This is a genomic window from Xanthomonas albilineans, assembly GCF_009931595.1.
Lineage (GTDB): Bacteria > Pseudomonadota > Gammaproteobacteria > Xanthomonadales > Xanthomonadaceae > Xanthomonas_A > Xanthomonas_A albilineans.
Genome location: NZ_CP046570.1, coordinates 3,591,173 through 3,609,932, shown reverse-complemented (window position 1 = coordinate 3,609,932; position 18,760 = coordinate 3,591,173). Strand labels below are relative to the sequence as shown.

20 protein-coding genes are annotated in these 18,760 nt (G+C 64.1%); 13 read left to right on the top strand and 7 right to left on the bottom strand.

Annotation, left to right across the window (positions count from 1 at the left end):
- Nucleotides 1-327: 327 nt before the first annotated feature.
- The 5 genes from XaFJ1_RS15145 to XaFJ1_RS15125 all read left to right on the top strand — a co-directional run bounded on the left by XaFJ1_RS15145 (nt 328) and on the right by XaFJ1_RS15125 (nt 5,746).
- Nucleotides 328-666: a P-II family nitrogen regulator gene (locus tag XaFJ1_RS15145; protein WP_012917562.1), complete on the top strand. Its 339-nt coding sequence runs from the start codon at nt 328-330 to the stop codon at nt 664-666.
- 22 nt (nt 667-688) lie between these two features.
- Nucleotides 689-2,128, top strand: a complete 1,440-nt coding sequence (amt, locus tag XaFJ1_RS15140; protein WP_012917561.1) for an ammonium transporter — start codon at nt 689-691, stop codon at nt 2,126-2,128.
- Nucleotides 2,129-2,433: 305 nt separating this feature from the next.
- Nucleotides 2,434-3,471 carry a two-component system sensor histidine kinase NtrB gene (locus XaFJ1_RS15135; RefSeq protein WP_045757071.1) on the top strand — a complete coding sequence of 346 codons (1,038 nt, stop codon included), beginning with the start codon at nt 2,434-2,436 and terminating at the stop codon, nt 3,469-3,471.
- Between the two features lie 10 nt (nt 3,472-3,481).
- Nucleotides 3,482-4,906, top strand: a complete 1,425-nt coding sequence (gene ntrC / locus XaFJ1_RS15130) for a nitrogen regulation protein NR(I) (RefSeq protein ID WP_012917559.1) — start codon at nt 3,482-3,484, stop codon at nt 4,904-4,906.
- Nucleotides 4,907-5,158: 252 nt separating this feature from the next.
- Nucleotides 5,159-5,746, top strand: a complete 588-nt coding sequence (locus XaFJ1_RS15125) for a superoxide dismutase family protein (protein WP_045757434.1) — start codon at nt 5,159-5,161, stop codon at nt 5,744-5,746.
- 340 nt (nt 5,747-6,086) lie between these two features.
- Here the strand turns inward: XaFJ1_RS15125 and XaFJ1_RS15120 are convergent, their stop codons facing one another.
- Nucleotides 6,087-6,971, bottom strand: coding sequence for a hypothetical protein (locus XaFJ1_RS15120; protein ID WP_045757070.1), 885 nt, complete (start codon nt 6,969-6,971; stop codon nt 6,087-6,089).
- 104 nt (nt 6,972-7,075) lie between these two features.
- Between XaFJ1_RS15120 and XaFJ1_RS15115 the strand changes: the two genes are divergently transcribed.
- Complete coding sequence (locus tag XaFJ1_RS15115; RefSeq protein WP_045757069.1) at nt 7,076-8,356, top strand: acetyl-CoA C-acetyltransferase; 1,281 nt, start codon at nt 7,076-7,078, stop codon at nt 8,354-8,356.
- A gap of 136 nt (nt 8,357-8,492) precedes the next feature.
- On the opposite strand, the gene XaFJ1_RS15110 is transcribed toward XaFJ1_RS15115, so the two are convergent.
- From XaFJ1_RS15110 to XaFJ1_RS15100, 3 genes are all read right to left on the bottom strand, one after another.
- The gene (locus XaFJ1_RS15110; protein ID WP_012917555.1) at nt 8,493-9,758 is read right to left on the bottom strand and encodes a heme biosynthesis protein HemY; all 1,266 of its coding nucleotides are present in this window, start codon (nt 9,756-9,758) and stop codon (nt 8,493-8,495) included.
- Nucleotides 9,755-10,735: a uroporphyrinogen-III C-methyltransferase gene (locus tag XaFJ1_RS15105; RefSeq protein WP_045757433.1), complete on the bottom strand. Its 981-nt coding sequence runs from the start codon at nt 10,733-10,735 to the stop codon at nt 9,755-9,757. Before XaFJ1_RS15105 ends, XaFJ1_RS15110 begins: the two co-directional genes overlap by 4 nt.
- Before the next feature lie 114 nt (nt 10,736-10,849).
- The gene (locus XaFJ1_RS15100) at nt 10,850-11,626 is read right to left on the bottom strand and encodes a uroporphyrinogen-III synthase (RefSeq protein ID WP_425509566.1); all 777 of its coding nucleotides are present in this window, start codon (nt 11,624-11,626) and stop codon (nt 10,850-10,852) included.
- A 42-nt stretch (nt 11,627-11,668) separates the two neighbouring features.
- Here XaFJ1_RS15100 and XaFJ1_RS15095 point away from each other — a divergent pair, with 42 nt between their 5' ends.
- The 5 genes from XaFJ1_RS15095 (at nt 11,669) to XaFJ1_RS15075 (ending at nt 14,740) form a co-directional block, all read left to right on the top strand.
- On the top strand, nt 11,669-12,139 hold the full coding sequence (locus tag XaFJ1_RS15095; protein WP_045757432.1) for a YiiD C-terminal domain-containing protein: 471 nt from the start codon (nt 11,669-11,671) through the stop codon (nt 12,137-12,139).
- A 45-nt stretch (nt 12,140-12,184) separates the two neighbouring features.
- Nucleotides 12,185-12,604 carry a hypothetical protein gene (locus XaFJ1_RS15090; protein ID WP_012917551.1) on the top strand — a complete coding sequence of 140 codons (420 nt, stop codon included), beginning with the start codon at nt 12,185-12,187 and terminating at the stop codon, nt 12,602-12,604.
- Between the two features lie 53 nt (nt 12,605-12,657).
- A complete protein-coding gene (locus XaFJ1_RS15085) occupies nt 12,658-13,092 on the top strand; it encodes a rhodanese-like domain-containing protein (protein ID WP_012917550.1) in 435 nt (144 codons plus the stop codon).
- An 88-nt stretch (nt 13,093-13,180) separates the two neighbouring features.
- Nucleotides 13,181-13,699 (top strand): protein-export chaperone SecB, encoded by a 519-nt coding sequence (gene secB, locus XaFJ1_RS15080; protein ID WP_012917549.1) that lies wholly within the window; start codon nt 13,181-13,183, stop codon nt 13,697-13,699.
- 18 nt (nt 13,700-13,717) lie between these two features.
- On the top strand, nt 13,718-14,740 hold the full coding sequence (locus XaFJ1_RS15075; protein ID WP_012917548.1) for an NAD(P)H-dependent glycerol-3-phosphate dehydrogenase: 1,023 nt from the start codon (nt 13,718-13,720) through the stop codon (nt 14,738-14,740).
- Nucleotides 14,741-14,916: 176 nt separating this feature from the next.
- Here XaFJ1_RS15075 and XaFJ1_RS15070 read toward each other — a convergent pair whose 3' ends face one another.
- The 3 genes from XaFJ1_RS15070 to XaFJ1_RS15060 form a co-directional block, all read right to left on the bottom strand.
- Nucleotides 14,917-15,498, bottom strand: a complete 582-nt coding sequence (locus XaFJ1_RS15070) for an OmpO family porin (RefSeq protein ID WP_012917547.1) — start codon at nt 15,496-15,498, stop codon at nt 14,917-14,919.
- A 204-nt stretch (nt 15,499-15,702) separates the two neighbouring features.
- Nucleotides 15,703-16,182, bottom strand: a complete 480-nt coding sequence (trmL, locus tag XaFJ1_RS15065) for a tRNA (uridine(34)/cytosine(34)/5-carboxymethylaminomethyluridine(34)-2'-O)-methyltransferase TrmL (RefSeq protein WP_012917546.1) — start codon at nt 16,180-16,182, stop codon at nt 15,703-15,705.
- Between the two features lie 37 nt (nt 16,183-16,219).
- Nucleotides 16,220-16,600, bottom strand: a complete 381-nt coding sequence (locus XaFJ1_RS15060) for a hypothetical protein (protein WP_045757067.1) — start codon at nt 16,598-16,600, stop codon at nt 16,220-16,222.
- Between the two features lie 478 nt (nt 16,601-17,078).
- Between XaFJ1_RS15060 and XaFJ1_RS15055 the strand changes: the two genes are divergently transcribed.
- Nucleotides 17,079-17,396 carry a DUF4156 domain-containing protein gene (locus tag XaFJ1_RS15055; RefSeq protein ID WP_012917544.1) on the top strand — a complete coding sequence of 106 codons (318 nt, stop codon included), beginning with the start codon at nt 17,079-17,081 and terminating at the stop codon, nt 17,394-17,396.
- 101 nt (nt 17,397-17,497) lie between these two features.
- Nucleotides 17,498-18,514, top strand: coding sequence for a 3-oxoacyl-ACP synthase III (locus tag XaFJ1_RS15050; protein ID WP_012917543.1), 1,017 nt, complete (start codon nt 17,498-17,500; stop codon nt 18,512-18,514).
- The last annotated feature ends 246 nt before the right edge of the window (nt 18,515-18,760 follow it).

Below are 18,760 nucleotides of genomic sequence, written 5' to 3'. Positions count from 1 at the left end.
TGCATGCGCAGCGACGGCGAAGGTCTCCGCCTTCCTCCTTCGTCATCGCCGCTGCTGGCCCGGCTGGGGAGCCGGGCTAGTGGCTCGCGTCAGGAACTAGGTTTTCGGCGTATTCACAGGGGTATCCACGCAATACCGCGCTTGCGTGCCGTGGGCCAGGCTCCCTCCCACGTTGCCGCGCTGCCGTCGCACTTCAGGTGCGGCGCGTTGCGGCTTGATCCACGGAATGCTGCGCGCAGCAGTACCCGCGCCGTTTGCGGCGCGCACGACGTGCCACGCGCCGGACAGGGTTCGGCGGTTGTTTCCTTCCATCAACGGGATATGCGCATGAAACTGATCACCGCCATCATCCGGCCATTCAAGCTCGACGAGGTCCGCGAGGCCTTGTCGCAGGCGGGTGTGTCCGGCATCACCGTCACCGAGGTCAAGGGCTTCGGTCGGCAGAAGGGTCACACTGAGTTGTATCGCGGTGCCGAATACGTCGTCGACTTCCTGCCCAAGATCAAGATCGAGACGGTGGTGACCGACGAACACCTGGAGGCTGTGGTCGAGGCGATCCAAGCCGCGGCCGGGACCGGCAAGATCGGCGACGGCAAGATCTTCGTCACCGCGATCGAACAGGTCGTCCGTATCCGTACCGGCGAGATCGGCGCCGATGCGCTCTAACACTACTGTGGACCCCTTCATCATGAAGACAGGCTTGTTCTCCGGGTGGAAGACCCGTTTCTATGCGGTGTGCATGCTGATCCTGGTTGGCGCGATGGCGGCGAGTGTGCCGGGCAGCGTGTTGGCTCAGGCGCAGATCACGCCGGTCTCCACGCCGAACGTGGAGACCGAACAACTGACGCCGCCGCCCGCGCCAGCCACGGCTGCCGCACCCGCCGTCGCCGCGCCGGTGGTGGACAAGGGCGACGTCGCCTGGATGTTGACCTCCACCCTGCTGGTGCTGCTGATGGTGGTGCCGGGCCTGGCTCTGTTCTACGGCGGCATGGTGCGCGCCAAGAACGTGTTGTCGGTGCTGATCCAGGTCGGTGTGGTGTTTTCCCTGATCTCGGTGCTGTGGGTGGTGTACGGCTATAGCTTGGCCTTCGCCGATGGTGGCGCGTTCATTGGTACGCTGCACAAGGCCTTGCTGAGCGGAGTCGATAGCACCACGCTGGCCGATACGTTCTCCAAGGGCTTCAAGCTGCCCGAGTATGTGTTCGTCGCGTTTCAGTTGACCTTCGCTGGCATCACCGGCGCGCTGATCGTCGGCGCTTTCGCCGAGAGGGTGAAGTTCGCCGCGGTGTTGCTGTTCATCGTTATCTGGTTCACTGCCGGCTATCTACCCCTGGCGCATATCGTGTGGTCGACGCCAGGCTTCCTGTTCGGCAAGGGCGCGCTGGACTTTGCCGGCGGCACCGTGGTCCACATCAATGCGGGTGTGGCCGGTTTGGTTGGCTCCTACTTCGTCGGCAAGCGCCTGGGTTTCGGTCATGCCGCGATGAAGCCGCACAACGTCACCCTGACTTTCGTCGGTGCGGCGTTGTTGTGGGTGGGCTGGTTCGGCTTCAATGCCGGTTCGGCATTGGAAGCCAATGCCATCGCCGCGCTGGCCTTCCTCAACACGCTGCTGGCCACCGCTGCCGCGGTGCTGGCCTGGTCGTTGACGGAGAAGGTGGTCAAGGGCAAGTCCTCGGCGCTGGGCGTGGCCTCTGGCATGGTTGCCGGCCTGGTCGGCATCACCCCGGCGGCCGGTACGGTCGGACCGTTCGGCGCGATCGTCATCGGTGCGGCCGCTGGCATCATCTGCGTGTGGGGCGTCACCGGGCTGAAGAAGCTGCTCAACGCCGATGACACGCTGGACGTGTTCGGCGTGCATGGCGTCGGTGGCATCGTCGGTGCGCTTTTGACTGGTGTGTTCACCGACAAGGCGCTGGGCGGTACCGGTTACGCCACGGGGGTGACCATGGGCCACCAACTGCTGGTGCAGGCCACCGGCGTCGGCCTGACCGTGCTGTGGATCGGCATTGTGTCCGTGGTCGGCTTCCTTGTCGCCAAGGCGGTGGTTGGCCTGCGCGTGTCGGAAGACGCCGAGCGCCAGGGTTTGGACATTACCTCGCACGGTGAATCCGCCTACGAGTCCTGAGCACCACCGGCCCGCGACCGTCGTCGCGGGACTTGGAACTGTATGGGTGCGGCCGGCGCTTTCGCCGGTCCGCACGACCCGAGGCCTTCACGACAAACGCTCTATGGGGCGTAAGTGATGCCCGTGTTCCCAGTGATCGAGGTATTTCCCGTGGATGCTCGCTTCGCCCGATTCCGTTTTTTCCGTGGTCCTGTCGCTGACGCAGTTTGGCGCACGGGCGCGGTAACGGTGCAATCGGATCGCTATGCGGCCGCTCATCCGGGGAGCGTCAGGCTGATCGCTTGTTTTTGCACTATATTGGTGCAATGACGATGAGTGCTTCGCCGCCCCTGCTTTCCGCCCTTATCACCCCGGTGGTCTGGGCCGATGCCGACGGCCGCCTGCGCGGCGCCAACCCGGCGTTCGTGCGCTGGCTCGGGGTCAGCGTGCGTCGCCTGCTCGACCAGCCGCTGGCTTCGCTGGAACTGCAGGGCGACGCGCTGGCACGGTTCCTGCTCAACGACGAGCGTGACGTGCTGCGTCTGCATCGCATGGCCTTGGCCATCCCTGGTGAGGCGCCGCGCTTCGCCGAGGGTTGGCTGTCGCGGCTGGACGACGGCGGTTGGCTACTGGAGGCGCATCCAGTGGATGAGTTTCCCACCCTGGACCCGGCGCAAGTCTTGCCCAGTGCGTTGAGCGCGGCGCTGAAAGGGTTGGCCCACGAACTGCGCAACCCACTGGCCGGGCTCAAGGGCGCAGCGCAGTTGCTGGCGCGCCGTGCGCAGCATCGCGACGAAGACGAGCACGAACTGATCGAGTTGATCGGTGCGGAGATCGAGCGCCTCAACAGTCTGCTCGACCAGTTGTTGTCGCCGGCGCCAGCGCGGCCGCATGCCATGCTCAACATCCACTTGGTACTCGAACGTGTATTGCGCCTGGCCGAGTCCGAGGGCGGTTGGTCGGTGCGCCTGCAGCGCGATTACGATCCAAGCATTCCCGAGTTCCTCGGCGATGCCGACCGTCTCACCCAGGCGGTGTGGAATCTGGTGCGCAACGCGATCCAGGCCGGTGCCGCACAGGTCATCTTGCGCACCCGTGTCGAACACGGCCAGCGCATCCGCGACCGCGTGCATTCGCGCGGCCTGCGCCTTGACATCGTCGACGACGGTCGCGGCGTGCCCGAGGAACTGGCCGAACATCTGTTCCTGCCGCTGGTCAGCGGACGTGCGGAGGGCAGCGGCTTGGGCTTGGCACTGGCGCAACAGGTAGCGCGTGAGCATGCCGGCTTGTTGAGTTTCCGTTCCCGCCCCAGGCACACCGTGTTCACCTTGCTGCTGCCGCAAACCGCAGCGGACACCGATTAGGAGCAGTGCGATGACCGATTCCCTACACGGAACGCAACGCATCTGGGTGGTCGACGATGACCGCTCCGTACGCTTCGTGTTGTCCACCGCGTTGCGTGATGCAGGCTATAGCGTGGACAGTTTCGACAACGCCATCGCTGCCTTGCAGGCATTGGTGGAACGCTCGCCACCGGATCTGCTATTCACCGATGTCCGCATGCCCGGTGACGATGGCCTGGTGCTGCTGGACAAACTCAAAGCCGCGCACCCGCAGTTGCCGGTGATCGTGATGTCCGCCTATACCGATGTGGCTAGCACCGCTGGCGCGTTCCGTGGCGGCGCCCACGAATTTCTATCCAAACCGTTCGACCTGGACGATGCCGTGGCACTGGCCGCGCGCGCCTTACCCGAGTCCAGCCCCGGCGTTGTGGCCACCCCGCCGGTCTCCGCCCATGGCAGTGCCGAACTCATCGGCGACACTCCGGCGATGCGCGCGCTGTTCCGGGCCATCGGTCGCCTGGCGCAGGCGCCGTTATCGGTATTGATCAACGGCGAGACCGGTACTGGCAAGGAGCTGGTCGCGCACGCGCTGCACAACGAATCGCCGCGTGCGCGCAAGCCGTTTGTCGCGCTCAACACCGCGGCGATTCCGGCCGAACTGCTGGAGAACGAACTGTTCGGCCACGAGGCCGGCGCCTTCACCGGTGCGCAGCGGCGTCACATCGGCCGTTTCGAACAGGCCGATGGCGGCACCCTGTTTCTCGACGAAATCGGCGACATGCCGCTGCCGTTGCAGACTCGCCTGCTGCGCGTGCTGGCCGAGAACGAATTCTTCCGCGTTGGTGGCCGCGAGCTGATCCGCGTGGACGTGCGGGTGATTGCCGCGACCCATCAGGATCTGGAAGCGTTGGTCGAACAGGGCCGCTTCCGCGCCGATTTGTTGCACCGTCTGGATGTCGTGCGTTTGCAACTGCCGCCGTTGCGCGAGCGGCGTACCGATGTGCCACAACTGGCTGAGAATTTTCTGGCGATGGCCGCGCGCAAGCTCGACACGCCACCCAAGCGACTGTCGCCGGCCGCATTGGCCGTGCTACGCGGCTATGCCTGGCCGGGCAACGTGCGCGAACTGGAGAACGTCTGCTGGCGTCTGGCTGCGCTGGCCCCGGCCGAGGTGATCGATGCGCACGATGTCGATAGCGCGTTGCTGCGCGGCGGCCGTCGCGAGCGTAGCGGCGACGGCGGCGAGTGGGAGACACAACTGTCGGCCTGGGCGCAGCAGCGCCTGTCCGATGGCGCCGAAGGCCTGCATGCCGAAGCCCGCGAGCGCTTCGACAAGGCGCTGCTGGAAGTCGCTCTGCGCTTCACGCATGGCCGTCGCGCCGAAGCCGCCGCGCGCCTGGGCGTGGGCCGCAACACCGTGACCCGCAAGCTCGGGCCTGGCCGGCGTCGGCGCTGAAACGGGTTGCTTGGTTGCTCGCAACGGATGTTCGATGCGCACTGGTGGCCATGACGTCGAAGCGGACCTGCTTTGGCAAAAGAGCAGATAGATGCGCTCGACCGCATGGCAGTGTCGCATCGGCGGTGCGTCATCGCGCACCGCCTAGTGAGGCGACGCGACCTCGACGGCCGGTTAGACTGATACGCTGCCCGGCTTTCATGGGGCCTGAACGGTGGTCTTTTTCTCTATTGCATACAGGAGTCGATGCCGATGCGTTATGGATTGCATGGTCTCGTTGGAAGCGGATTGTTGATGTTGGCCGCGTGCAGTAGTGCGCCGCACTCAGCGCCATCCCATCCGCCGTCCAAGGCCCCGACGCTGTCCAGCGTCGTTACCGCACAACAGGCGCAGGCGGTGTTGGCGCCTGCCTCCGGCAGTTTGGTGAGTGGCAAGCTGTCGCTGGTCGCCGCCCCTGGTGGTGTGCGCATCACTGGTACGCTCGGCGGCTTGCAGCCAAACCATACCTTTGCTTTTCATCTGCATGAGCGTGGCGACTGCAGTGCGGTTGACGCAAGCAGCGCTGGTGGCGATTTCAATCTGCTCGGCGCTGTGCAAGGACGGTCCAGGTTCAGCACGAGTCAGCACCATGCCGGCGAGATCGACCACTTCACCGCCAACGCCGATGGTATTGCTCAGATCGACGTGCTGCTGCGCGGTATGGTGCTCGGTGGTGGTGCGGCCAACGACATCGCGGGGCGTGCGCTGATCGTGCATGCGGATCCTGACGTCAACCGTGGCCAGCCGGCTGGCAACCCCGATGTCCGCGTGTCTTGCGGGGTGATCCGTGTGCTGCGTTGATCGGCACAGCGTAGCGTGCTCCCGCCTTGGCAGGCCTTGATTCTACAACTAGGCGATGAAGGGGAACGGCTGTACGTCTCCTCCTCCTGTTCTGCTCCCTCGCTCCGATGGGGGACAACCGCAGTTGCTCGGCGCACTGCGTATGACGCATGCGCCGATGCGGTCTGCATGGACTGGAAACATGGATGTCCAGACTGGTGCGTATCTTGTTGCGCGGAGGATCCACCGCACGTCAGGTGCTGACGGGGAAGGGTGCGGTGGATGGTGTTTTTCCCGCGACAACGGGTAGCCGTTGCACACTGGGATGCGTCGTCTGTGGAGCGGTGGTGCCGCCGTCCGGTCAGGACTCCATTGCCTGTTTGGCGTCGTGGCCGCTCTCGCAGTGTACGTACAGTACCGGCATGCCGTGTGCTTCCAGCACTGCTGCCAGTTGCCGCTGACGTGCTAGGTACTGCTCGTAGACGCGCTGCAGGCGCTGGCAATCTTGGCGGTCGTAGGCATAGTGCGCGCACCAGCCGGCTGGATCGAACAGGGCCATGCGGACTTCGCCGTCACGATAGCGCAGCAGTGGTTCGGGCGGAGTTGCCAGCCACTCTTCTTGTTCCGGCGCTAGCAGCGCGGTCTCGATCAGTGGCCACAGCGCGGCAAGCCCCTGATGCTCGTACTGCATCGACATCATTGCCGCCAGATCGTTGACGGTCAGGTAGCGGGCATGCTCGATCTGCGCGCCGAAGCCCTGTTGCGTCAGCAGCGCAGTGTCCGCTTGCGCCATGCCTTGCGCCAGCAACACGTCTTCCAACGTCTCCGCCACCTGCCGTACGACTGCTGTCGGTCCGCTGAGCAGGAACGGCACCACCCGCAATGCAGCCCCGCAGAGCGTGGCATCGGCCTGGAACGGTAACGGCACGCTGCCGTCGGCATCGGCGCCGAATGCGAGCAGACGTGGACCCTCGTCACGCCCTGGCGCGCGTGCGCGCAGTTCGTCCAGACGCCGGTGTATCGGCCAGCCCGGGCGTAACACTTCGGCAGGATCGAAGTGCGCACCGGCCAAGGTCAGGTCCAGTTCGCGTACCGCCGGTACCAACTGTGCGAGATCGCGGCCGATCTTCTCCGCCAACTCGGCGGTCAGTGCATGCGGCAATGCCGCATGCGCCGGTTCGCGCCCGGAAGACAGTTCAAGGGCGATCACGCCGCGGGCATCGTTGCTGGCGAGGATTTGGCTCATGGATTGGCGGTTGGCCCGTCGCGGACGCATAGCTACACTCGCTTCATTATGCCTGCGCTAACGTGGAGGCAATGTTCCTGACTTTCCTCGCGCGAGGTGATCTCATGCCAGCAGCCCGCCCCGTTGCTATTCTCGGCGGCGTCCGCATTCCGTTTTGTCGTCAGAACACGGTGTATGCGGATGTCGGGAACCTCGGCATGTCGGTACGCACGCTGGGTGCGCTGGTGGAGCGCTACGGCCTCCACGGCCAGCAGTTGGGCGAAGTGGCGATGGGGGCGGTGATCAAGCATGCCAGCGATTGGAATCTTGGGCGTGAGGCGGCGCTGTCGTCGGGGCTGTCGCCGCTGACTCCTGGCATCACGCTGCAGCGCGCGTGCGGGACCAGCTTGGACAGCATTATCGCTGTGGCCAACAAGATTGCGTTGGGGCAGATCGAATCAGGGATCGGCGGCGGTTCGGACACCACATCCGAAGTTCCGATCGTCTACGGCAAAAAGTTGCGCGCGCGTCTGCTGGCCGCTCACCGCGCCAAGACGGCTGGCGACAAGTTGCGCGTGCTCACCCGTAGTTTCAAGTTCGCAGAACTCAAGCCCGAATTCCCCGGTGTGGTCGAGCCGCGTACCGGTAAAAGCATGGGGGAGCATTGCGAGGACATGGCAAAGCAGTGGAGCATCGCGCGTGATTCGCAAGATGCTTGGGCGGTGTCTTCGCACAAGAAACTGGCGGCAGCCTACGCGCGCGGCTTCTTCGCCGACTTGATCGTGCCGTTCCGCGGCGTGGAGCGCGACAACATCCTGCGCGCGGATACGTCGCTGGAAAAACTGGCGACGCTGAAGCCGGCATTCGATAAGGTCAGTGGCCGCGGCACCCTGACCGCCGCCAATTCCACCCCGCTGACCGATGGTGCCGCAGCGGTGTTGCTTGCCTCCGAGGAATGGGCGCGGGCGCATGATCATGCGCCAATGGCCTATCTGCGCGACGTGCAGGTGTCGGCGGTGGATTTCGTGCATGGGGAGGGTCTGTTGATGGCGCCGACCGTGGCCGTGCCGGAGATGCTCAAGCGTCAAGGCCTGAACCTGCAGGATTTCGACATCTACGAAATCCACGAAGCCTTCGCCGCGCAGGTGCTGTGCACGCTGCGTGCATGGGAGAGCGAGGACTACTGCCGCACTCGTCTGGGTTTGGATGCGCCGCTGGGGCAGATCGATCCGGCCAAGATCAACCCGCTGGGGTCCTCGCTGGCCACTGGTCACCCGTTCGCGGCGACAGGTGCGCGCATTGTCGCGACCGTCGCCAAGCAACTGGTCGAGCGCGGCGGTGGCCGTGCGTTGATCTCGATCTGCACCGCTGGCGGGATGGGTGTGGTGGCGATCGTCGAGCGCTGAAGCGTCGTGTGTCCACCTTGGCGAGATCGTGCGGCGCGATGGTCAGGCGGTATTCACCTGCGCGCTGCGGCGCTCCCGCTGCATTGCAGTGTGTTGTGCACGGTGACGGCGATGGCATGACACATGCCGTCGCAGATCAGTCTTGGCTTTGCGTAAAACCGTGGTCGGTGCGTTGTGCCATCACTTCTGCCTGCGGATTGGGCGACGACGAGAACTCCTGCGTGGGCAATGGCAACGCCTGCTCGCCGCGCTGCACGCGCAGTGCATTGGCATAGCAGCGCTGCGCGGCGAGCGTGTCGCCGGCGTCGGCATATCCATCGCCGAACACCTCCCAGGCCTCGGCACCGGCGCCGAGCGTCAGCGCTCGATGCAGGAAGTCTTCCGCCTGAGGCCACTGCTGCTGGTGGCGGGCCAGGCGGGCCAGAGTCAGCAACAGCGCCGCGCTCTCAGGATGGTCCTGTAGCCAGCGCTGTGCGCTGGCGCGGCGGGTATCGTATCGCTCCATCGGCAGCCGTCCGTACAGCGCCGCCAGGTTCTCGTCCCAACGCGTGTCCAGTGCTTGTTCCAGACTGCGTAGTGTCGCATCGTCCCAGCCCAGGGCAGCGGCACGCAATGCATAGGTTCCAACCACATCTGGCTCGCTGCGCAGGGATTTGGGCAGGCTTTCCCAACGTTCGGCGAGTGCGTTGGCATCGCTGGCTTGTTCCAGCGATGCGGTGGCCAGGCGGGTTTCCAGCGCGGCGATGGCGTCCAATTGCAATGCCTGTTGCCGGCGGATTGCGCCAAGTTGGCCATAGGCCTCGTCGGCGCGACTGATCTGGATCAGTGCTTCGGTACGCAGCAACAGTCCGCGTGGCGGTAGCGGCTGCGCCGCAGCCACGTCGAGCGTATTGATCGCATCGACCGGGCGTTTTCGGTCCAGATGCCGTTCGGCCTGTAGCAGCGCGTGGGCACAGGCATCGCGTTCGGCCAGACGGTGCAGATGGCGCTCGAGTGCTTCTGCATCGCCACGTGCGTCGGCCACACGTACCGCGGCGATCAGGGCAATCACGCTCACGTCTGGATCTTGCGCTGCGGCGTCCAGTTGTCTTTCCGCACGCGTCCACTGGCCGTTGTGCACGGCAACCAGGCCCTCGATCAGGCGTGCCCGCGATTGTTTGCGGCGATGTCGGCCCCAAGCGCGGAACGGAAAACTCAACACGTTTCCGATCAGCCACAACAGCAGGAACGCGATCACCAGCAGCAACCCGGCTTGCGGCAGCGAAGCGATGTAGTCGGTGTCGCCGACGCGCACGATCACTTCGCCGAATTCGCGCAGTTGCTCCTGCGCCAGCCATTGCGCGCCGATCACGCCAAGTGCGATCACGATCAGCAGCACGATCAGGGAACGGAAAGATTTCATGAGGGGCTCCTTGCGTCGCGCAGGGTGCGTAGTTGTTGCAGGGTGGTTCCCAGCTCGGGAATCGTCGGGCGCAGGTCGGCATTGCCCAGCGTGCGCAGGGTGTCGCGACATGCACGCAGCTGCGGCGACTCCGGCCAGAGCCGTTGCAGCCACCTGCCCGCACGCGCTAGAGCGCTGCGGTAGCCGCGCGCGTCGCCACGCTCCAGCGCCGCACGCGCCAGGGTCAGGTCCAACTGCAGGGCGTCGCGGGCGGCCACTCGCTCCGAGCGAGCGGCCAGCACTCCGCCTTGTGCTGGACGGACCTTGACCAGCGGTGCCAGCAAGCGCTGCCACAACGGTTGCTGTGCGCTCTCCGGAAGCCGCGTGGGCAGTGCATCGATACTGGCGGCGAAGGCGTCCAGTTGCGCCGACAAACGCGCCTGTGGTCCTTCGCCAAGCGCATCCAACGCGGTACGTTCCTGCAGTAGGGTTTGGCGCAGGTTGAGGAATTGTGGATCGTCGATGCCATCCAGTACGCCACTGGCCAGCGCGTAGGCGCGTCGCGCGCCTTGCACGTCGCCAGCAAGCAGTAGGCGTTGCTGCCCCTGATTGAGGAGCAGTTCGACTTCGTCCAGGCGCAGTGCCTGAGCACCGTGGCGACTGGAATCGGCCAGTTTGGCCACGTTGGCCTCGAGCAGCGCGCTGCGCTGGCTCAATCCGAGCATTTCGTCGCGCAACACGCGATTGGTGCTCGCTGCGTCTTGCAGCCGTTGCACGGTGGCGTGCTGATCGCTGCGTAGAACCTCAAGGTTCTGTTGCAAGGCCTGCAATTGCTGCTGGACTTCCGACTGCTGCATCCGCTCGCGTGCGCTGTGTGCCTGCCACCAGCTCCAACCACGCCAACCGGCAAACCCGAGCGCCGCCAGTGTGGTGGCCACTAGCAGCAGCCAGATCCAGTGCGTGGAACGGCGTGGTGTGGTTAGAGTTTCGTCGGTCATTGGCAGCATCCTTCATGGCTTTCGCCCCGTCGCGAGCAAGGCGAAAGTCGGCACCTTACTGTTGGAGCATGGCGTGTGCGGCACCGTGGCCGCAAGCCAGCCGCTAGCCCGCGTTCAGCCAGGTCGTAAACGTGTCATCGCGGCCGCAGCGGCCGCTGCCAATTGCTGCGGCATCGGCCCGGCCGCGTGAGCGATGTCGGTAAAGCCCAGCTCGGTGGCCAGTGCTGCCAAACGCGGGCTGGCCGCGACCAGCGGTTGTGCGCGCCAGGCCGCAAGCAGGTCGTCGGGCAGTTGCGCCACGATCAATTGCAGTGCCTCGCCACTGCTCAATGCCAGTACGCCGGGCGCGACGGTGCGCAGTTGCGCGATCCGTTGCGGCCTGAGTGGCAGCGGTACGCGTTCATACACGTCGGCGCGCAGCAGTGGAGTGCCGCGCGCCTGCAGTTGCGCGGCGATCATGCCGCGGCCACCGGGTGCGGTGACCCATCCTACCGGCGCTGCGACAGCCGCCAGTTGCGGCAGGGCCAACAGTCCGTCGCTATCCATCCGTGTCGGGACAGTCACCTCGGCGATGCCGTGGCGGTTTAGTGCGCGTGCGGTGCCGGTACCGACCGCCAGCCAGCACTGGTCGGCCCTGGACACCAACGGCTGCAGCGCCGCCGCCGCGCGTACCGCGGCGGGGCTACTGAAGATCACCCGCGGTGCGGCCAACGCCTGCGCCAGTGCGGTGCGGGTGGCGCTATCGGTGCGGCCTTGCAGACGCCAGGGCGACACGGCCAGCAGCCGCGCGCCATGGCGTGCGGCTGCCCGTCGCAGTGGTCCATGCTCGCCGAGCGGGCGCAGTGAAATCAGAGTCCAGGCTACTGCTGCGGTGCTTGCATGTGCGCTCATGCCATGCATTATGCGAGCCTTCACCGGCGGCACAATCGCACCATGGCAACGGATCTCTCTTTCGATGCGTTCTTGCAGCAGTTGCAACGGCAGTTCGAGGCGATGCCGCCGGCGGCGGCGTTGCAAGTCGCGCTACAGGGCTGCACCGAACGACGCCTGCATGTGACCGCGCCGCTGGCGGCGAACATCAATGACAAAGGCAATGCGTTCGGCGGTAGTCTGGGTTCGGTGATGACTCTGGCTGGCTGGGCTTTGGTCAATTGCCAATTGCACTTAGCGGGATTGCACGGCGATGTTTACGTCGCCGAGACTCAGGTGCGCTATCTGGCACCGCTGTACGCCGATCTGCATGCCCAGGCCGCGGCGGAGGTGGACGCCGACTGGGACGTGTTCGTGCAAACCTTCCGCCGGCGTGGTCGTGCCCGGATCGGCATCCAGGCGCAGGTCGGTGCGCCGGGCGCGGCGGCGGCAGCGACGCTGAGCGGGCGCTTCGTTGCCATTGCCAAAGGTTAGAATGCACGCATCACACGTGCCGCGCGCCGCCCAGGGGAATCTGCAATGCACTCGATGGTCCGCGCGCTTGTGCTGGTGGTGCTGCTGAGTTGCGTCGGCACGGTCGTGGCCGGTAGCCGTGCGCAACAGCGCAAACTGGACGATTTGCAGACTGCCTACGCCGCTGCGATCCGCTGGAGCGAGTTCGAATCGGCTTGGCAAGCGGTGGACCCGAGCTACCGGCAAGCGCACCCGCTGACCGACTTGCAACTGGAGCGCTACCGTCAGATCCAGATTTCCTCCTATCGGGTCGGAGCCACCACAGCGGGTGATGGCCAGGTGCAGCGCGAGATCGAACTGGGCGTGATCAACCGCAACACCCAGGTCGAGCGTAGCGTCCGCTATCGCGAACGTTGGCGTTGGGATGCCGAGGCCAAGACTTGGTGGCTGCAGGATGGCTTGCCTGACCTTTGGAATGGCCAGTAGCGCTGCCATCCAGCTGTGCGACAATCTGCGCCCGTTTCCAGTCCCCGATACCTGTGAACTCCGAAGAACTGTTGGCCTTTGCCGGTCGCAATCCGATGCTGGCCATGGCCCTGGTGGGCCTGACCATCGCTTTGGTCGTCACCGAAGTGGCGCGCCTGTTTCGCGGCTACAAGAGCCTGCGCCCGGCCGAACTGACCCGGCTGATCAATGCTGGCAATGCGGTGCTGGTGGACCTGTCGGCCTCGGCCGATTTCGAAAAAGGCCATATCGCCGGGAGCCGCAGCGCTTTACCTAGTCAGTTCGGTCCGGAACACAAGCTCGTGACCAACGCCAAGTCGCAGCCGGTGGTACTGGTCTGCCGCACTGGTACCACCGCCGACGGCGCCGCCAAACAATTGAAGAAGGCTGGCTTCGAGCAGGTTTACGTGCTCGATGGCGGCATCGCGGCTTGGCAGCAGGCCGAGTTGCCACTGGTCAAGGGCCGCTGAGGCAGGCCATCGGACCGGCCGTCGAGTGGCATGGCCGGCATGTGATAATCCTATTTTGTTCTGTTACTGAATCTACCGGAGTCAAGAAATGTCCGACGTTACCAACAACGGTGCGGCTGCGCCGACCGAAGCTGCGGTTGGCCCCGCTTTCACCATCGAGAAGATCTACGTCAAAGACGTTTCGTTCGAGTCCGGCAATGCGCCGGCGGTGTTCAACGACAGTGCTCAGCCGGAATTGCAGCTCAACCTTAATCAACGCGTGCAACGCCTGAACGAGCAGGCGTTCGAAGTGGTGCTGGGTGTGACGCTGACCTGCACCGCCGGCGGCAAGACCGCTTACGTGGCCGAAGTGCAACAGGCCGGTGTGTTCGGCTTGGTCGGCCTGGAGCCGCAGGCCGTGGACGTGCTGCTCGGTACGCAGTGTCCGAGTATCTTGTTCCCTTACGTGCGTTCGCTGGTCAGCGACCTGATCCAGGCCGGCGGTTTTCCGCCGTTCTTCCTGCAGCCGATCAATTTCGAAGCGCTGTACGCCGAGACCCTGCGCCAGCGTGCGCAGCAGGGCGAGGGCCAGACGCTGGCCGATTCGGAGCCGGTCGGTAACGCCTGAGCGCGTCCGCCATTGCGCATGCGCGATAACACCAAGAAGATCGCCGTTCTCGGTGCTGGCTCCTGGGGCACGGCCTTGGCCGCGCTCACCGCACGGCATGGTTTTCCGACCGTGTTGTGGGGGCGAGACCTCAGCGTCGCCGAGGCCATCGTGCAGCGCCACGAGAATCCGCGTTACCTGCCATCCATTGCGTTGCCGGCGACACTGCACGCCACCACCGATCTGGCGGCGGCTGTCCACGGCGCCGACTGGATCCTGGTGGTGGTGCCATCGCATGCGTTCACCCAGACCTTGCGTCAGCTCGCCCCACTGCGGCCGGCGCAGGCAGGCGTGGCCTGGGCGACCAAGGGCTTCGAGCCCGGTTCCGGGCGTTTCCTGCATGAGGTGGCGCAGGAGATCCTGGGTCGGCACGTGCCGCTGGCGGTGGTCACCGGTCCTTCCTTTGCGAAGGAAGTGGCACTGGACCTGCCGACCGCAGTGACCGTGCATGGCGATGCCGCGTTTGCGCAGCAGGTCGCTGGTGCGATGCATGGACCGACCTTCCGCGCCTATACCGGCGACGACATGATCGGTGCCGAGCTTGGCGGGGCGATGAAGAACGTGCTGGCGGTCGCCACCGGTGTGGCCGATGGCATGGAGTTGGGCTTGAACGCGCGCGCCGGGATGATCACCCGCGGCCTCAACGAGATGCTGCGGCTGGCTGCGGCGATCGGCGCCAAACCGGAGACACTGATGGGCCTGGCCGGACTCGGCGACCTGGTGCTGACCTGTACCGGCGACCTGTCGCGTAACCGCCGCCTGGGCCTGGCTTTGGGGCGCGGTCAACCGTTGCAGGAGGCGGTGCGTGCGATCGGCCAGGTTGTCGAGTCGGTGCAGACGGCCGACGAGGTGATGCGCCAGGCCGAGCGTCATGGGATCGAGTTGCCGATCTCCAATGCCGTGCGTGCCGTGTTGCACGGCGAACTGACCCCGGCGGCCGGCTTGCAGCAGTTGCTGGCGCGTGAGCAGAAGCCCGAGTACCCGACGACCCTGTTCAGCTGATTCGAGCTAGGCTCGAACCGAGCGCGTGTCTGCTGGCACGCCGGGCGTTTCCGTAAACGGTACCGTCGCCGGCGATCGATTGGTCGCGGACAAAAAAAGCCCGGTCGTGAGACCGGGCTTTCAGAGCCGCGCGCGGCGGGAGAGAAAACGTCGCGCGTGGCGCTAAGCGCTAGCGCTTACCAAGTGAAGCGCGGGCCGACGAACCATTCCTTGTTGCCATGGCGGTCCATCTTCATGTCGCCGCTGAGGCCCCAGTTCTGGTTGAGCTTGGCTTCGCCGCCGATAACGCCGTAGAAATAGCCCTTCGGATCGATGCCGTCCTTCTTGAGGTAATCCTGGTAGCCGCCCAGCGCATACACTTCCAGGTACGGGTTGAAGGCGGTGCGGAGGCCGGCTTCGGCGCTCCAGCCATTGAACTTGGTGCTGTGCTGCGGGTCGAAACGGTTGTAAGCAACGCGGGTCACCAGGTCGGTGCTGTTGGCGATTTCGTAGTTATATCCAGCGCCGACGCGCCACTGGTTGATGCTGACATTGCCGATATCGGTCTTCTGGCGGTTGAAATCGCCGAACACGCTGAAGTTCGGGTGGAACGCGTAGGAACCCTTCAGCGCCCAGCCGTCGGCGTCGGTTTTGTTGACGCCGCTGCTGTCGGTCTGGACATAACCGCCTTCAACGTAGTTGTAGGAAATGCCTTCGGCGGCCGAAGCGGCGAACGGCAGGGTGGCCAGGAGGCCCAGAGCAAGCAGAGAGGTCTTCATATAATCGGGTACCTTCGTTATGGGTGTGTCGGCGCTGAGGCGCAATGCCGTTCGCTGCCGATATGTAAATTATCCGTTACGGATCCGAACTTACCCTGAATTTAAAACTGACTTGTGCATGAATTTCTCGCTATGTTCAGAAAATTTTGGGGTGTAATTGCTTGACTTGGTACATTAACTAGATTTTCACTTTTGTGAAGTTATTCATTCAGCGCCAGCGAATCCCAGCTGTCGCCATGCCTCGAACACCACCACCGCCACGGCGTTGGACAGGTTGAGGCTGCGGTTGTCTGGGCGCATCGGCAGGCGCAGCCGCTGTGCTGGCGGGATCGCCTCCAGCACTTCGGGGGGCAGGCCTCGGGTTTCCGGGCCAAACAGAAACGCATCGCCATCGGCGAACGCGGCAGCGTCGTAGCGAGCACATCCGCGGGTACTCAGGGCGAACAGGCGCTGCGGGGCGAGCGTTTGCAGCGCTGCGTCAAGCGAAGCATGGACCTGCAACTGGGCGTATTCGTGATAGTCCAGACCGGCACGCTTGAGTTGCCTGTCGCTAAGGTCGAAGCCCAACGGCTCGATCAGGTGCAACTGCGCGCCGGTATTGGCGCACAGGCGGATGACGTTGCCCGTATTCGGTGGGATCTCGGGTTGGAACAGCAGAACGTGTAGCGTCGGTGTGGCGGTCATGGGCTCAGTCTACGCGTCGGGATAGGTGTCGCGCGTGTCACTCACTGCGCGCCAGTGCTTGACCCCACTGCCGCATATCCGGCCACAACTGCTTCAGCACGCTGCCCATCTCATTGCCGAGTGCGAAGACCGGCTGCAGGTTGGCATCTGGGTATACATGCACCGTCGCCAGGGTCGGCAGGTGTGGGCTGGCGGCTTGCTCCGCATCGCGCAGCGCGATTAGGTCGGCCGACGGGCGTACTTGCACTGTGGTGAGAGTGACGATGCGGCCCGGCATTGTGGTGTGACGCTGGGCGAGCTGCTCGGCGGAAGGATGCACCTGGACAACGCCCAGGGTGACGACGCGGGGAGCGGCGAGTGCTGGTATGGCACACAGCGCTGCAATGGCTGTGGTCAGCAGGAAGGAGACGGTTTTCATCGGCGGCCTCATTGGTGTATTTAAATAGTGGTGTTGTAGTAAAGTAAAACACCAAATCAGAAAGATCAAGTCCTCTTGGCGATCGCGCATTTCAATTAAGCTAAAATTCATTTTTAGCCGCTCGGTGGCGTTTGCCCTATCAAGGAGATCTTGCTGAAACGACAAACTATTGTTTTATAAGGAAATTCATTCGTGTGATGGTGTCCGCGAGCCGGTGCAGGTCTTCCCGCATGCATCCGCCGCATTCCAGTGCTGCATTCGGGTGTACGAGCAGATGGGGCTGTCCGCCCACGCCAAGACGGCGTTGATCGCGCAAAGAGATGGCAGGCTTCCGCCGCGCCATCGGACCCTGAGCTTGCCGGCGCCGATCGAGGTGGCCGACACCTGCGGCACCGGACTGCGGTATCGAGCCAGTAAACGTCATCGCCGATTCAGCGATGTGCGCCACAATCCGAGTCCACCTACCAGCGGCCTGCCCATGCGCTTATTGATCGTGTCCTTCGTACTTGTCAGTCTCGCGGCCTGCACCTGGGTGCCGATGGCGCCGGAAGGCAAGGGTGTGCGAGTGCTGCTGCCTGGGCAGGCCGTGACTGGTTGCGAGAAGCGGGGCGAGGTGGTTGTGTCGGTAAAGAGCAGCGTCGGCTTCTACCAGCGCAATCCGCTGCGGGTGCGGGAAGAGCTGGAGACTCTGGCCCGCAACGAGGCGCCGGGTGTGGGCGCCAACACCGTGCAAGCCATGGGCGAGCCGAGCAATGGCGAGCAGCGGTTTGCGGCCTACCAATGCAGCGGATCCTGAATCGCTCAGGCCATACGCTTTCCCTGGATCTGTTAAAGATGCGCTAAAACCGGGCAGCCGCTAGAATTGGCGCCCCTCGCCTTAGCCTGGCGTACACCTCGATGCTCTTTAACAACGTCTCCATTGCGGGGCTGGCGCACATCGATGCGCCGCATACGCTGACTTCTAAGCAGATCAACGAGCGTCTGCAGCCGACATACCAGCGGCTTGGTATCCGTGCCGATGCACTGGGCGATATCGCCGGTATCCATGCGCGGCGCATGTGGGATCAGGGCATGCAAGCTTCCGACGTAGCCACCCTGGCCGCGCGCAAGGCGATGCAGGATGCGGGTATCGAGGCCAACCAGATCGGTTTGCTGGTCAATACCTCGGTCAGTCGAGACTACCTGGAGCCTTCCACGGCCAGCATCGTGTCGGGCAACCTGGGTGTCGGCGAGCAGTGCATGACCTTCGACGTCGCCAATGCCTGCCTGGCCTTCATCAACGGCATGGACATCGCGGCGCGGATGATTGAGCGCCGCGAAATCGATTACGCCCTGGTCGTCGACGGCGAAACCGCCAACCTGCTCTACGAGAAGACCCTGGAACGGATGACCTCCCCGGAGGTGACCGCGAATGAATTCCGCGACGAGCTGGCAGCGCTGACGCTGGGCTGTGGCGCCGCGGCGATGGTGATGGCGCGTGCCGAATTGGTACCGGACGCACCGCGTTACCGCGGCTGTGTGACCCGCTCGGCCACCGAGTGGAACAAGTTGTGCCGTGGCAACCTGGACCGCATGGTCACCGACACCCGGATGCTGTTGATCGAAGGTATCAAGCTGGCGCATAAGACCTTTGCCGCCGCCAAGCAGGCACTGGGCTGGGCGGTGGATGAACTGGATCAGTTCGTCATCCATCAGGTCAGCCTGCCGCACACGCAAGCCTTCATCAAGAATTTCGGCATCGATCCCAAGAAGGTCATGACCATCTTTGGCGAACACGGCAATATCGGTCCGGCCAGCGTGCCGATCGTGTTGAGCAAACTGAAAGAACTGGGCCGGCTGAAGAAGGGTGACCGTATCGCGTTGATGGGCATCGGCTCGGGCCTGAACTGCTCAATGGCCGAGGTGGTGTGGTAGGCGGGGAGGGGCGTGCTTGCAGCATCGTGGCAAAGCGAACATGTATAGATCTTGGAAAAATTAGACAGGTTTGCTTTGGTGAGCATATAAAATCCGTTTTTCCTCGCATGTGGCGGCCACGATGCCCATCCCCGCGTTACAGCGGCTCTGTCCAGCGCGTCTCGAGATCCAAGAGAGCATCCTTCGCCTAAGATGGAAACGGTCTTAGCGGCGGCATCGATATTGTCGGTTGCTTCAAGTGGTGCG

Bases quoted from the DNA above. Each gene is read 5' to 3' on its own strand.
- XaFJ1_RS15145 (WP_012917562.1), top strand. From the start codon at position 328: ATGAAACTGATCACCGCCATCATCCGGCCATTCAAGCTCGACGAGGTC.
- amt (WP_012917561.1), top strand. From the start codon at position 689: ATGAAGACAGGCTTGTTCTCCGGGTGGAAGACCCGTTTCTATGCGGTG.
- XaFJ1_RS15135 (WP_045757071.1), top strand. From the start codon at position 2,434: ATGACGATGAGTGCTTCGCCGCCCCTGCTTTCCGCCCTTATCACCCCG.
- ntrC (WP_012917559.1), top strand. From the start codon at position 3,482: ATGACCGATTCCCTACACGGAACGCAACGCATCTGGGTGGTCGACGAT.
- XaFJ1_RS15125 (WP_045757434.1), top strand. From the start codon at position 5,159: ATGCGTTATGGATTGCATGGTCTCGTTGGAAGCGGATTGTTGATGTTG.
- XaFJ1_RS15120 (WP_045757070.1), bottom strand. From the start codon at position 6,971: ATGAGCCAAATCCTCGCCAGCAACGATGCCCGCGGCGTGATCGCCCTT.
- XaFJ1_RS15115 (WP_045757069.1), top strand. From the start codon at position 7,076: ATGCCAGCAGCCCGCCCCGTTGCTATTCTCGGCGGCGTCCGCATTCCG.
- XaFJ1_RS15110 (WP_012917555.1), bottom strand. From the start codon at position 9,758: ATGAAATCTTTCCGTTCCCTGATCGTGCTGCTGATCGTGATCGCACTT.
- XaFJ1_RS15105 (WP_045757433.1), bottom strand. From the start codon at position 10,735: ATGACCGACGAAACTCTAACCACACCACGCCGTTCCACGCACTGGATC.
- XaFJ1_RS15100 (WP_425509566.1), bottom strand. From the start codon at position 11,626: ATGAGCGCACATGCAAGCACCGCAGCAGTAGCCTGGACTCTGATTTCA.
- XaFJ1_RS15095 (WP_045757432.1), top strand. From the start codon at position 11,669: ATGGCAACGGATCTCTCTTTCGATGCGTTCTTGCAGCAGTTGCAACGG.
- XaFJ1_RS15090 (WP_012917551.1), top strand. From the start codon at position 12,185: ATGCACTCGATGGTCCGCGCGCTTGTGCTGGTGGTGCTGCTGAGTTGC.
- secB (WP_012917549.1), top strand. From the start codon at position 13,181: ATGTCCGACGTTACCAACAACGGTGCGGCTGCGCCGACCGAAGCTGCG.
- XaFJ1_RS15075 (WP_012917548.1), top strand. From the start codon at position 13,718: ATGCGCGATAACACCAAGAAGATCGCCGTTCTCGGTGCTGGCTCCTGG.
- XaFJ1_RS15070 (WP_012917547.1), bottom strand. From the start codon at position 15,498: ATGAAGACCTCTCTGCTTGCTCTGGGCCTCCTGGCCACCCTGCCGTTC.
- trmL (WP_012917546.1), bottom strand. From the start codon at position 16,182: ATGACCGCCACACCGACGCTACACGTTCTGCTGTTCCAACCCGAGATC.
- XaFJ1_RS15060 (WP_045757067.1), bottom strand. From the start codon at position 16,600: ATGAAAACCGTCTCCTTCCTGCTGACCACAGCCATTGCAGCGCTGTGT.
- XaFJ1_RS15055 (WP_012917544.1), top strand. From the start codon at position 17,079: ATGCGCTTATTGATCGTGTCCTTCGTACTTGTCAGTCTCGCGGCCTGC.
- XaFJ1_RS15050 (WP_012917543.1), top strand. From the start codon at position 17,498: ATGCTCTTTAACAACGTCTCCATTGCGGGGCTGGCGCACATCGATGCG.